Annotated in this window: 13 protein-coding genes; 6 read left to right on the forward strand and 7 right to left on the reverse strand. The window is 65.9% G+C overall.

The genetic code is table 11. The features are described 5' to 3' along the window. Positions 1-4: 4 nt before the first annotated feature. Positions 5-427 (forward strand): flagellar assembly protein FliX, encoded by a 423-nt coding sequence (locus DVH29_RS02375; RefSeq protein WP_158541530.1) that lies wholly within the window; start codon positions 5-7, stop codon positions 425-427. Positions 428-543: 116 nt separating this feature from the next. After that, entirely contained in the window at positions 544-963 is a 420-nt protein-coding gene (gene dksA / locus DVH29_RS02380) for an RNA polymerase-binding protein DksA (protein ID WP_114644551.1), read from the forward strand. A gap of 117 nt (positions 964-1,080) precedes the next feature. On the opposite strand, the gene DVH29_RS02385 is transcribed toward dksA, so the two are convergent. The 7 genes from DVH29_RS02385 to flgF form a co-directional block, all read right to left on the reverse strand. After that, complete coding sequence (locus DVH29_RS02385; RefSeq protein ID WP_114644552.1) at positions 1,081-1,743, reverse strand: YjbE family putative metal transport protein; 663 nt, start codon at positions 1,741-1,743, stop codon at positions 1,081-1,083. 103 nt (positions 1,744-1,846) lie between these two features. After that, entirely contained in the window at positions 1,847-3,427 is a 1,581-nt protein-coding gene (locus DVH29_RS02390) for an ABC-F family ATP-binding cassette domain-containing protein (RefSeq protein ID WP_114644553.1), read from the reverse strand. Positions 3,428-3,586: 159 nt separating this feature from the next. Beyond that, positions 3,587-5,080 (reverse strand): carboxypeptidase M32, encoded by a 1,494-nt coding sequence (locus DVH29_RS02395; protein ID WP_114644554.1) that lies wholly within the window; start codon positions 5,078-5,080, stop codon positions 3,587-3,589. Between the two features lie 208 nt (positions 5,081-5,288). After that, on the reverse strand, positions 5,289-6,029 hold the full coding sequence (gene flgH, locus DVH29_RS02400; RefSeq protein ID WP_114644555.1) for a flagellar basal body L-ring protein FlgH: 741 nt from the start codon (positions 6,027-6,029) through the stop codon (positions 5,289-5,291). 56 nt (positions 6,030-6,085) lie between these two features. Beyond that, positions 6,086-7,039, reverse strand: coding sequence for a flagellar basal body P-ring formation chaperone FlgA (gene flgA / locus DVH29_RS02405; protein ID WP_114644556.1), 954 nt, complete (start codon positions 7,037-7,039; stop codon positions 6,086-6,088). A 34-nt stretch (positions 7,040-7,073) separates the two neighbouring features. Then, positions 7,074-7,859 carry a flagellar basal-body rod protein FlgG gene (gene flgG / locus DVH29_RS02410; protein WP_114644557.1) on the reverse strand — a complete coding sequence of 262 codons (786 nt, stop codon included), beginning with the start codon at positions 7,857-7,859 and terminating at the stop codon, positions 7,074-7,076. A gap of 18 nt (positions 7,860-7,877) precedes the next feature. Continuing rightward, the gene (flgF, locus tag DVH29_RS02415; RefSeq protein WP_342769864.1) at positions 7,878-8,621 is read right to left on the reverse strand and encodes a flagellar basal-body rod protein FlgF; all 744 of its coding nucleotides are present in this window, start codon (positions 8,619-8,621) and stop codon (positions 7,878-7,880) included. Positions 8,622-8,903: 282 nt separating this feature from the next. Here flgF and DVH29_RS02420 point away from each other — a divergent pair, with 282 nt between their 5' ends. Genes DVH29_RS02420 through DVH29_RS02435 form a run of 4 tightly spaced genes read left to right on the forward strand, consistent with a single transcriptional unit; the run spans position 8,904 to position 11,611 of the window. After that, positions 8,904-9,392, forward strand: coding sequence for a flagellar basal body-associated FliL family protein (locus tag DVH29_RS02420; protein WP_114644558.1), 489 nt, complete (start codon positions 8,904-8,906; stop codon positions 9,390-9,392). Between the two features lie 7 nt (positions 9,393-9,399). After that, positions 9,400-10,488 carry a flagellar motor switch protein FliM gene (fliM, locus tag DVH29_RS02425; protein ID WP_114644559.1) on the forward strand — a complete coding sequence of 363 codons (1,089 nt, stop codon included), beginning with the start codon at positions 9,400-9,402 and terminating at the stop codon, positions 10,486-10,488. Then, positions 10,485-10,907 carry a DUF6468 domain-containing protein gene (locus DVH29_RS02430; protein WP_114644560.1) on the forward strand — a complete coding sequence of 141 codons (423 nt, stop codon included), beginning with the start codon at positions 10,485-10,487 and terminating at the stop codon, positions 10,905-10,907. Before fliM ends, DVH29_RS02430 begins: the two co-directional genes overlap by 4 nt. Beyond that, positions 10,904-11,611 (forward strand): MotE family protein, encoded by a 708-nt coding sequence (locus DVH29_RS02435; protein WP_114644561.1) that lies wholly within the window; start codon positions 10,904-10,906, stop codon positions 11,609-11,611. The genes DVH29_RS02430 and DVH29_RS02435 overlap by 4 nt, the downstream gene beginning before the upstream one ends. Positions 11,612-11,673: the final 62 nt, after the last annotated feature.

The following is an 11,673-nucleotide window of genomic DNA, read 5'->3' on the forward strand; positions in this document are numbered from 1 at the left end:
CCGCATGCGGATCGATGGAACGGGGCGCATTCATTCAACCAATCGCCAGGCCGGGCCGGCGCGGGCGGGGGCGGGGGGCGAGGCCTTCCGGCCCGAGGCCGAGCGGATGGCGGTGCGATCGCATGCGGCGGGGGCGAGCGTCGCCGCCGCGGGGATCGACGCGCTGCTGGCGCTGCAGGCGGTGGACGATGCGACCACGGGCCGGCGCAAGGCGGTGCGGCGCGGCAATCAATTGCTCGACGCGCTCGAGGACATGCAGACCGACCTGTTGCTGGGCCGGGTGGGCGAGGGGCGGCTCAACCGCGCCGTGGCGCTGCTGCGGCAGGCCAAGACGGCCACCGAGCCGGGCCTTGATGCGCTCCTCGCCGACATAGAATTGCGGGTCCGGGTGGAACTGGCCAAGCTCGGGCAGTATCCGGCGCTGTGACCGGAACCGGATGCTCATCACGGCGATGTTAGCGGGCCGGGCAGTTTTGAATTGCCCCGGCGGCGCTCGGCCACTATACAGGCGGCGATTTGGGTTCCAGGGGAGTGAGTCTGTCGATGTCGGTTGCCACCCTTGCCGATGACTATCGTCCGTCCGAGGACGAGGAATTCATGAATGCCCGCCAGCGGGAGTATTTCCGCAAGAAGCTCAACGCATGGAAAGAGGAAATCCTGCGCGAGAGCCGGGGGACGCTCGAAAATCTTCAGGAAGAGAGCACCAACCATCCCGACATGGCCGACCGGGCCTCGTCGGAGAGCGACCGGGCGCTGGAACTGCGCACCCGCGACCGCCAGCGCAAGCTGATCTCCAAGATCGATGCGGCGCTGAAGCGGATCGACGATGGGTCCTACGGGTTCTGCGAAGAGACCGGCGAGCCGATCGGGCTGGCCCGGCTCGATGCCCGTCCCATCGCCACGCTGAGTCTCGAGGCGCAGGAAATGCACGAGCGCCGCGAAAAGGTCTATCGCGACGATTGATCGCCAGGCCATCCGGCTGAACATTGAAAGGCCCCGCCGGCGATGTCGGCGGGGCTTTTTTATTTGGCCTTAAGCCGTCAAGGAAAAAGGCCCGCTCCGGGGAGCGGGCCTTCGCCGTTACAGGAATGGCAGGTGTGGCAGGTCTATGAAATCGGCGGCGCCTTCATAGAACATGCGGATCGCGACATAGAGGATAAGCACGAGGCCCACCCAGGCGATCCAGCGGAAACGGTGCAGCAGGCGGGCGATATAGGTCGCCGCGACGCCCATGAGCACGACCGACAGCGCCAGCCCGAAGATCAGGGCTTCCACGTGGTGCTGGGCGGCGCCGGCCACCGCAAGCACGTTGTCGAGCGACATCGAGACGTCGGCGATGATGATCTGGATGACCGCCTGACGCAGGGTCTTGCGCGGGGCCTTGCCCGAAACCGTGCCATCGGCATTGAGGTCGCTGTCGGTCAGCGCCTCGGTGGCCTCGATCTCCTCGGCCTCGGTGACCGTCAGCTCGCGGTACATCTTCCAGCAGACCCAGAGCAGCAGCAAGCCGCCGGCGATAAGGAGGCCGCCACCGAGCGAAAGCAACTGGGTGGTGACGAGGGCGAAGCCGATGCGCATCACCGTGGCGGCGATAATGCCGATGAGAATGGCGCGTCGGCGCAGGTCAGAGGGCAGACCGGCAGCGGCCAGGCCAATGACGACAGCGTTGTCCCCCGCCAGGACCAGGTCGATCATGATGACCTGCGCGAGGGAGGAGAGGAAACTGGGATCGATCCCGAACATGGACAACTCTTGGGAAAGTAACGAGGCAGGAAATAGGGGGTATAATGAGTCTGCTCTATACCCATTAGTCCGGACCTGCAAATGGATACCGCGCCTTTCCGGATCAGTCCAGAGCGATCTCCCCGCTTATCGCGATCGCTTCGAGGAAGGGGCGATCATGGCTGACGACGAGGAGGGCGCCGTCATAGCCGCAAAGGCCCGCTTCCACCGCCGCGATCGAATCGAGATCGAGGTGATTGGTCGGCTCGTCCAGAATGAGCAATTGCGGCGGGGTATCAGTGCCCAGCACGCAGGCGAGCCCGGCGCGCAGGGTTTCGCCGCCTGAGAGGCTGGAGACGCGCTGCAGCGCGGCATCGGCGCGGAACCTGAAGCGGGCGAGGGCGGCGCGGCAGGCATTCTCCCCGGCGCCGGGGTTGAGCGCGAGGAAGTTGTCCCGGATCGAGAGGGCCGGGTCGAGAAGGCTCACCTGCTGGTCGAGCAGCGCCATGGGGACGTGGACGGCGAGCGTGCCCGAAAGGGGCGGCAGTTCGCCGGTGATGGTCCGCAACAGGGTCGACTTGCCCGAGCCGTTGGGGCCGGTCAGCGCAAGACGTTCGGGGCCGGTGATGGCGAGGGAAAAATCGCGCAGGATGGGGGCCTCGGGGTCGTAGCCGGCCGTGAGGGCGTCGATGGAAAGGACCTTCCTGCCGGGCGGCAAATGGGTCGAGGGCAGGTCGACGCTGACCGGCTGGAGGATTTCGACCTTCCGGCGCGCGGCGGCGGCGCCGGCCTCGGCGTCCTCGCGCTGGCGGGCGGCGAGGCGGGCGTTGTCGCCGGCATTTTTCTCCGCGTAATCCTTTTCGCGGCCGAGGATGATGCGCGGAATGTCGTCGCGTGCCTTCTGCTGGCGTCCGGCGCGGTCGCGGCGGGCCTGGCGCTCGCGGGTCTGCTGGGCCTTGCGGCCCACTTCGGCGATGCGCTTTTCGGCATGGGCGAGATCGTGCTCGGCGGCGAGGAGTTCGATGGCCTTGCGCTCCCGGTAGAAAGAATAATTGCCGCCATAGGTGGTGGCGCCCAGCGTGGTGAGCTCGACGATCTGATCGAGGGTGTCGAGCAGTTCGCGGTCGTGGCTGACCACGATGGCGCCGCCGCGCCAGGAGGAGAGGAGGGCGATCACCGCCTCGCGCCCGTCGCGGTCGAGATTGTTGGTGGGCTCGTCCAAGAGGATGAAGTCGGGGGCGGAGAACACCAGCGCGGCCAGCATGGCCCGCGTGCGCTGGCCGCCGGACAGGGTTTCGAGCGGAGTTTGCGGGGCGATGGCGAGGCCGAAGCGGTCAAGGGCTTCGGCGAGGCGGCTTTCGAGCAGCCAGTCGGCATTGGCCAGCTCGTCAGCCGATGCGGTGCCCGCTTCGGCACGGGCCAGGATGTCGAGGGCGTCGCGCACGCCGAAAAAGCCGGCGAGGGTTTCGCCGGGTTCCGGTTGCAGGGTCTGGCGCAAGATACCAATGGTGCCCTCGACAGTCGCCGCGCCCGATTGCGGCGTCAACTGGCCGGTGATCAGCTTGAGCAGCGTCGATTTGCCCACGCCGTTGCGGCCCACAAGGCCGGTGCGCTGGGCCGGGAAGGCGAGATCGAGATCGGTGAAGAGCGGGTGGCCGTCAGGCGTTGCGTAGCTGAGGGCGGAAAGGGTGATGTGTGCAGGCATGGGTGATGGAATCCGGTCCGAGGCAAGAAAGGGTTGCGGTCGGGGCGAAATCCATCGGGGCACACATCCTGTTGGCGTTGACGATGGGAGAAAAGATAGGAAAGGCGTGGGGGATGTCAAGGCGCACCCGCCCCCGGGGAGTGGCCGGTGCCGGCGCGTTCAGCCGTAGCGCTTCTTGAGATGGGCGATGAAAATCTCGGGATCGAGGGTCTTGCCGGTGGCGCGCTGCAAGAGGTCGGGGGTGGAATGGCGCGAGGCCTCGGTCCAGATATTGTCGCTGCGCCATTGGTTGACGGTGGAGAAATTGCCGCGGGTGATGTGTTCGAGGACATCGGGCTGGCTGGCTTCGATGGTCGCCCATTGCTGGGCGGCGATCATGGCGCCCAGGGTATAGCTGGGGAAATAGCCGAAGGCGCCGGCCGGCCAGTGCACGTCCTGCATGGGGCCGTCCCTGGGGTTGTCGATGGTGGACAGGCCCAGATATTCGGTCATCTTGGCGTCCCACGCCTCGGGAAGGTCGGCGACTTCGAGATCGCCGCCGATCAGCGCCTGTTCGAGCTCGAAACGCAGGATGATGTGGAGGGGGTAGGTCACTTCGTCGGCGTCGACGCGGATGAAGCCGCGCTCGACCTTGTTGACCGCCGCGACCACATCCTCAATGTCCCAACCGGCCAGGGCATCCTCGCCCAGATGCCGGCTGACGATCGGCATGGCCCATTGCCAGAATTGCGGGGCGTGGGCGAGCTGCTGCTCGACGAACAGCGACTGGCTTTCATGCATCGCCATGCCGCGCGCCTGGCCGACCGCAAGATGGGAGAGCCCCTTGGGCAAGCCCTGCTCGTAGAGCGCGTGGCCGGTTTCGTGCAGGACGCCCATGAGCGCGGTGAGGAAATCGTCGGTGCGATAGCGGGTGGTCATGCGCACATCGGTGGGCACGCCGCCGCAGAAGGGGTGGTGGGAAACGTCGAGCCGGCCATGGGTGAAATCGAAGCCGAGCGCCTGCATCATGGACAAGCCCAGCTCGCGCTGCCTTTCCATGGGGAAGGGGCCCTGGACGGTTTTCAGGGGGCGGGCGGCGTGGCGACGTTGCTGCGCCTCGATGGCGGCGGGGACGAAATCGACGAGGAAAGCCTTGAGCTTGTCGAGAACCGGGGCGACGTCCGCCATCCGGTTGCCGGGGTCGAATTGCTCCATCAGCGCGTCATAGGGAGCGAGGCCGAGCACATCGGCGCGCATGCGGGCCTCTTCGCGGGCCAGGGCGACCACGCCTTCCAGGGCAGGGGCGAACCCCGCCCAGTCGTTCTTGGCCCGCAGGTCGCGCCAGAGCTGTTCCGAGCGCATCTCGGCCTGGGATTTGCGGCGGACGAAGTCGGCGGGCAGGCAGGTGGCGTTGGTATAGACGCGGGTGAATTCGCGCAGGCCCAGTTTTTCGTCGTCCGACAGGTCCTCGGCTTCGGCGCTGGCGATCCAGTCGGCGATCTGCGGCGCGGTGGCGGTTTCGTGGCGCAGGCCGTGGAGGTAGGAAACCGATTCGGCGCGCTTTTCGCCGCCGCCCACCGGCATGTTGGTCGCTTCGTCGGCCGAGAGGATGGCAATGGCGTGATCGATGGATTCGAGCTTGCGCCCGAGGGCTTCGAGTTCGGCGTAGGACATTGGGGGACTCCGGCGATGAGGCTTTGCCGGGTTGTAGCGCCGGAGGCGGAGGATGGAAAGGGCGGGCAGATGCCTGGCCGGGCCCAGGAAAAAAGGGCGCAGCGGGGAGGCTGCGCCCTTCTTTCGATCCGGCCCGACGGGGAAGACGGGCCGGGAACCGGCTGCCGCACAATGGGGGAAGCGGCAGGCGGTTGGGGACTTTTTGCCGCTAGAAGGGCAGGATGGCGTCGAGGATCTGCTGGCCGTAGCGGGGCTGCTGTACGTCGGTGATCTGGCCGCGGCCGCCATAGGCGATGCGGGCCTCGGCGATCTTGGTGGAGGAAATGGTGTTGTCCGAGCCGATATCCTCGGGGCGGACGATGCCGACGACGATCAGGTCGCGCACCTCGAAATTGACCCGGACTTCCTGCCGTCCCTCGATGACCAGATTGCCATTGGGCAGCACCTGGGTCACCACGGCGGCCACCTGGGTGGTGATCTGCTCGGAGCGGTTCACCGAGCCGTTGCCGGTATTGTTGATGCCCGAGCTGGTGCCGATGGCGGCGTCGGGGGAGACGTCGGCCGGGGTGATGGAATTGAAGATCGAGCCCAGCGCGCCGCCCAGCCCGGTGGTGTTGGACGAGGAGCGCGAGGCGGTGGTGGTGTTGCCGATCCGGGCATTGTCGTCGATGGTGACGAGGACGGTGAGGATGTCGCCGACCTTGCTGGCACGCTGGTCCTTGAAAAAGCCGCGCGCATCGGAGCGGAACAGCGAATTGGCCTGATAGACGGCCGGCTCGGCGGCGGGCATGGGCATGGTCACCGGGCGGTATCCGGCGGTGACGGTGGGATCGGTGATTGGCGTGAGGGCCGGAGCGCGGCTCACATTGGCGAGGCGATCGGTGGTGCTGCAAGCGGCGAGCAGCGAGACCAGGAGCAGGCCGGCTGCGATCTTGAATGCGGATTTCATGTCGGTTCCCCGTTGGTTGTCGGCCAGACGTCCCCACGTCCGGTGCGGTGAAAGAATCAGAGCCCGGCCACCTGCTGCGGTCCGGAGAGAATGGTGACGGTGCCATTGCCGGTCGCCGTGCCCAGAAGCACCTTGTTGGACATGGTGTTGAGCACCGAGACCGGTTGCGAGAGGCTGGCGGCGTTGAGGGCCTTGCCGGTGGCGGTGAGGGTCAGCGCGCCCTCGCGATAGATAATGGTGACGGTTTCGTTGCGGCCCACCACCTGCGGCGCGGCGATGTCGGCGGGGCGCAGCATGACCCCGGCGCGGGTCTGGCGCTGGAGCTGCATGCCAATCGCCTCCTGATAGGCGACGAGACCGGCGGTTTCGGCATAGGCGAGCGGGACGAGGCGCATGACGACGTCGTCGGCGCCCAGCACGGCGCCTTCGGGTAGGGTGCGGGCCAGGTGCGGGGCCTCGACCATGAGCTGGATCTGGCCGGAAATATCGAGGGGCGCGCTGGCGCCCGAGACGAGGAAGCGGGCCGAGATGGAAGCCGAGCCGGGCATATAGCGCAGGATTTCGAGCGTGGCGGGCCGGGCGGCGTCGGTGGCGGCAAGGGCGGGCAGGGGCGCGTCGAGCGAAAGCTCCATCTGCATGCCCTCGGTGAGGATGCCGCGCTGGCGCAGATCGGACTCGATGAGATCGGCGATCAGCGGCAGGTCGATAGCGGTGCCGGCGCGCGACACCCTGATGGCGGTGAGGCCGGCGGGCTCGAACTCGGTGATGCCTGCGGCGCCGGCGGCCGAGGCGATGTCGTCAAGGGTGACCGTGCCGGTGGTGCCCGGAGCGGGGGCGCGGAAAATCGCCGTTTCGGCCTTTAGCCCGGCGTTCTCGAACAGGTCGCCAATGGTGACGATGGGGGCAGAAACGGTGATGTCGCCGCGCAGGACCGGCATGGCGAAGGCCGAGCTCGCGATGGCGGCGATGGCGAGCGAGAGGCTGGCGCGTTTGAGGAGCGAAACGAACATCGATCAGTCCCTTGTCATTCTTATGTCGAGTCAATCAGCGGAGCTGGGCGGTGGCCTGCAGCATCTGGTCGGCGCCGGAAATGACGCGGGCGTTCATTTCATAGGCGCGCTGGGCGGAGATCAGGTCGGCCATCTCTGTCACCGCATTGACATTGGCGCTTTCGAGATAGCCCTGGAGGAGCGAGCCCATGCCATCCATGCCCGGCACGCCGATCTGGGGCTGGCCCGAGGCGGCGGTTTCGAGAAACAAATTGTCGCCCATGGATTCAAGGCCGGCCTTGTTGACGAAGCGGGCCATCTGGATCTGGCCGAGCTGGACCGGTTCGCTGCCCTGGTTGATGAAGGCCTCGACGATGCCGTCGCGGCTGATCGATACCGCGGTGGCGTCCTCGGGGATGATGATGCCGGGCTCGACCTCATAGCCGTCGACGGTCACCATGCGGCCGGCGCCGTCGCGCTCGAAGGTGCCGTCGCGGGTATAGGCGGTGCGGCCATCGGGCAGGGTGATGGTGAAAAAGCCCTCGCCGCGGATGGCGAGATCGAGTTCCTTCTCGGTGGGGGCGACATTGCCTTGGCTCATGACGCGCGACGTGGCCGAGACCTTGACGCCCGAGCCGATCTCGATGCCGACCGGGACCTGGGTGCCGGCCTCCGAGGTCGAGGAGCCGGCGCGGCGATAGGCCTGGTAGAGCAGGTCCTGGAATTCGGCGCGCTGGCGCTTGAAGCCGGTGGTGCGCATATTGGCGATGTTGTTGGAGATGACTTCGACATTGCGCTCCTGCGCGGCCATGCCGGTCGATGCGATGTAGAGGGCTTTCATCGGTGTGATCCTTTATGGCTATGCTTGCGCGTCGCCGAGACGCTGGATGGCCGAGCGGCGGAGCTCGTCCTGCTTGTTCATGAGGTCGGCCAGCGAGGTGTAGGCCTGGGTGACCCTGATCATCTCGGTCATGGCGGCGACGCCGGAGACGTTGGAGCGCTCGAGCGAGCCCTGGACCACGCGGGTCGACTGGGCCGCCATGGGGGTGGAGCCGGCGAACATGGTGTCGCCGGTACGGGTCAGTTCCTGCGGATCGGCGAATTCGACCACGCCCAGCCGCCCCTTGGCGCCTGCATTGGTGGAGATGACGCCGTCGGCGGTGATGGCGATATCGATCTCGTCGGGGTTGAAGACGATGGTATTGCCGCCCTCGGACAGGACGGGATAGCCGTTCTGGGTGACCAGCACGCCATCGGCATCGATTTCGAGGGCGCCGTTGCGGGTGTAGCGGATGCCCTCGGGGCCCTGGACGGTGAGAAAACCCTGGCCGGTCAGCGCCACGTCGAGCGGGTTGCCGGTCTGGGTGAAACTGCCGGGCTGCATGTCGTGCAGCGTCGCCCAGTCGTGGACATAGGAGAGCTGCTGGCTGCCGCCGGGGAAGGAACGGTCGGCGGCGACGGGCATGATATACTCCTCGAACAGGAGCGCCTCGGCCTTGAAGCCGGTCGAATTGATATTGGCGACGTTGTTGGCCACCACGTCGAGCTGGCGCCGGAGCGCCATCTGCCGCGAGAGACCAATCAATTGCGCGTTCTCGATCATGCGCGTTTCCCCGTTCATCGTGCGAGGCGCCGGACTTCCCCAAGCCCGGGGCCTCGCCGGGTTCAATGCATGCGGCGTGCCAGTTGTGTAAGACCTGTAAATTCAATGGATTGGTTGTTAGCAAGGTGGCAGGGATTGCCGGCTATGGTTAATGAAGGGGAAGTTCCTGCCCGGCAGAAATTGCCCATGCGCAGCCAAATGGTAACCAATCGTTAACCCTGTCGCTCTTAGCTGGTGGCAATGGGCAAATCCCTTGCAAACGGGGGATTCGGAAGGGCTGCGATGAGTGATGTAACTGAAGCCGGCAATGGCACCCCGATCGCGGCGAAAAAGGGCTCCCGAAAGCTGCTTATCATGGGCGGCATCGCGGCCGGGCTGCTGCTTGCCGCCGGCGGCGGAGGTTGGGCCCTGATGGGGTCGGGGCTGTTTTCGGGCAACGGGGACAGCGCGCTCGCGGCGGTGGCCGAGCCGCATTTCCTCGACCTGCCGGAAATCACCGTCAACCTCAATACGGGCAGCGGCGCGCCGGGCTATCTAAAATTGCAGATCGCGCTGGAATTGAGCGATCCGACGATGGTCGCGGCGATCGAGCCGCGCATGTCGCGGGTGCTCGACGCGTTCCAGGTCTATCTGCGCGAATTGCGGCCCTCCGACCTCGAGGGGTCGAGCGGCATCTACCGGCTCAAGGAAGAATTGCAGCGCCGGGTGAACCTCGCGGTCTATCCGGCGAGTGTCGACGATATCCTGTTCAAGCAAATCCTGGTGCAATAGGGCGAACATGGCCGAACCGGACGCAAAGAATGCGGGGTTGAGCGAAGACTGGGCCGCCATGCTGGAGGCCGAGGCGGGCGTCGACGACCAAGACCGCGTGCTCAACCAGGACGAGATCGACTCGCTTTTCGGCTTCGATGCCAGCGCGGCGGTCAGCGCGGAACTGAGCGGGGTGCGGGCGCTGATCAATTCGGCGCTGGTGTCCTATGAGCGCCTGCCCATGCTGGAGATCGCCTTCGACCGCCTGGTGCGGCTGGCGACGACCACGCTGCGCAATTTCACCTCGGACAATGTGGAGGTCTCGCTCGATTCCATCACCTCGGTGCGGTTCGGGGATTATCTCAATTCCATTCCGCTGCCGGCCATCCTGTCGGTGATCAAGGCGGAGGAATGGGACAATTTCGGGCTTCTGACCGTCGACAGTTCGCTGATCTATTCCATGATCGACGTGCTGCTGGGCGGCCGGCGCGGGTCGAGCGTGATCCGCATCGAGGGGCGGCCCTATACGACCATCGAGATGGCGCTGGCGCGCCGGATGATCGAGCATATCCTCGACGACATGCACAAGGCGTTCGAGCCCCTGGGGCACGTGACGTTCAAGCTCGACCGCATGGAGACCAATCCGCGCTTCGCCACCATCTCGCGCCCAGGCAATGCGGCGATCCTCGTCGAGCTGCGCATCGACATGGACGATCGCGGCGGCAAGATCGAAATCCTGCTGCCCTATGCCACGATCGAGCCGATCCGCGAGCAATTGCTCCAGATGTATATGGGCGAAAAGTTCGGCCGCGATCCGATCTGGGAGGGGCATCTGGCCACCGAGATCTACGCGGCCGATACCGAGATTTCCGCCGTGCTGCATGAATTGGAACTGCCGCTGTCGAAGGTTTTGAGCCTTCAAAGCGGGGACACGATCATGTTCGACATGACGCCGAGCGATCCGGTGACGCTGCGTTGCGGCGAGGTGGATCTCACCAAGGCGGTGATGGGGCATATCGGCAAGAACGTATCGGTGCGCGTCACGCGGCCGCTCAACCCGCCCAGGGTGACGATGGCGGCCTTCGAGGCCATGGAAGAAAAGGCGGACGGCAAATGATCATGGGGCTTTCGCTGGGATTGCTGATCGAACTTGGCGTGGCCATTCTGCTGGCCATCACAATCGGTTACTGCGTGATGCTCAATACGCGCATAAAGAACTTGCAGTCCGATCGCGCTGCCCTGCAGCAGATGATCGGCGATCTGGTGCAGGCGACGACCATGGCCAATGGCGCGATCAAGGGGCTCAAGCAGACCGCGATCGAGGCCGATGAGCGGCTCAACCAGCGCCTCAACGAGGCCGAGCGCTTCGCGATCGAGCTGGCCAACCACGTCAATGCCGGGCAAACGGTGATGGACCGCATCGCCCGCATCACCCAAGCGGCGCGCAGCCAGGAGGGACGGAGCGAGCCGAGGCGGGCCAGCGACGCATTGCGGGCGCTCGACGACCACCAGCGCCGGCGGGAGAATGTGGCGTGAAGCAGATCCGCCTGTTGCCCGTGGTGGTGGTCGCGGCCAGCGCCCTGCTGGGGCTCAAGGCCGTGGGGCTGGTGACCGGAGCGGGCTATACGCTGGGCGGGGCCAATGTGGCCTTTGCGGTGGACGCGCCCCTCGAAGCCGCTGCCGAAGCGGTTTTCGCTGCGGTGCCGGACGCCGAAACCGGTGGGGCGGGCAATATTTTCGAGGTGACGGCGACCGGGGACGCGGTGCCCTTTGCGGCGGATGATGAGGCGACCGGCGATATCATCCTGCAAAGGCTGGCCGAGCGCCGGGCCGAGCTCGATGCCTTCGCCGCCGAGCTCGAAACCCGGCTGGCGGTGATCGAGGCGGCGGAATTGCGCATCGCGGAGCGCATGGCCGAACTCGATGCGCTCGAAGCGAGCGTCAATGCCGGGGTCGATGCGCGGGAGACCCAGGAGGCCGAGCAGTTCGCCGCGCTGGTCTCCATGTACGAGAACATGCGGCCCGCCGACGCCGCGACCATCTTCAACGATCTGGAAACCGGCGTCCTGGTGCGGGTGGGGCGGGAGATGAATCCCCGCAAGCTCGGGCCGATCATGGCCAAGATGCTGCCGGTGAAGGCGCAGGAACTGACCGTGCTGCTGGCGCAGAGCGACGCCCCAGACCTGTTCCGGCCGGGTGTCGACGAGATGGCCGAGCTTCCCCAGATCATCGGGCAATAAGCCGGGACTTTCCTCCTTGGCGGTAAGAGCATCTTAAGCGCTGCCTTCTAGGCTCTGCGACG

This window comes from Pelagibacterium lacus (assembly GCF_003345525.1).
Classification (GTDB): Bacteria; Pseudomonadota; Alphaproteobacteria; order Rhizobiales; family Devosiaceae; genus Pelagibacterium; species Pelagibacterium lacus.

What these genes read in the sequence shown, in the direction of transcription:
- DVH29_RS02375 (WP_158541530.1), top strand. Translation starts at nt 5, where the DNA reads ATGCGGATCGATGGAACGGGGCGCATTCATTCAACCAATCGCCAGGCC.
- dksA (WP_114644551.1), top strand. Translation starts at nt 544, where the DNA reads ATGTCGGTTGCCACCCTTGCCGATGACTATCGTCCGTCCGAGGACGAG.
- DVH29_RS02385 (WP_114644552.1), bottom strand. Translation starts at nt 1,743, where the DNA reads ATGTTCGGGATCGATCCCAGTTTCCTCTCCTCCCTCGCGCAGGTCATC.
- DVH29_RS02390 (WP_114644553.1), bottom strand. Translation starts at nt 3,427, where the DNA reads ATGCCTGCACACATCACCCTTTCCGCCCTCAGCTACGCAACGCCTGAC.
- DVH29_RS02395 (WP_114644554.1), bottom strand. Translation starts at nt 5,080, where the DNA reads ATGTCCTACGCCGAACTCGAAGCCCTCGGGCGCAAGCTCGAATCCATC.
- flgH (WP_114644555.1), bottom strand. Translation starts at nt 6,029, where the DNA reads ATGAAATCCGCATTCAAGATCGCAGCCGGCCTGCTCCTGGTCTCGCTG.
- flgA (WP_114644556.1), bottom strand. Translation starts at nt 7,039, where the DNA reads ATGTTCGTTTCGCTCCTCAAACGCGCCAGCCTCTCGCTCGCCATCGCC.
- flgG (WP_114644557.1), bottom strand. Translation starts at nt 7,859, where the DNA reads ATGAAAGCCCTCTACATCGCATCGACCGGCATGGCCGCGCAGGAGCGC.
- flgF (WP_342769864.1), bottom strand. Translation starts at nt 8,621, where the DNA reads ATGATCGAGAACGCGCAATTGATTGGTCTCTCGCGGCAGATGGCGCTC.
- DVH29_RS02420 (WP_114644558.1), top strand. Translation starts at nt 8,904, where the DNA reads ATGAGTGATGTAACTGAAGCCGGCAATGGCACCCCGATCGCGGCGAAA.
- fliM (WP_114644559.1), top strand. Translation starts at nt 9,400, where the DNA reads ATGGCCGAACCGGACGCAAAGAATGCGGGGTTGAGCGAAGACTGGGCC.
- DVH29_RS02430 (WP_114644560.1), top strand. Translation starts at nt 10,485, where the DNA reads ATGATCATGGGGCTTTCGCTGGGATTGCTGATCGAACTTGGCGTGGCC.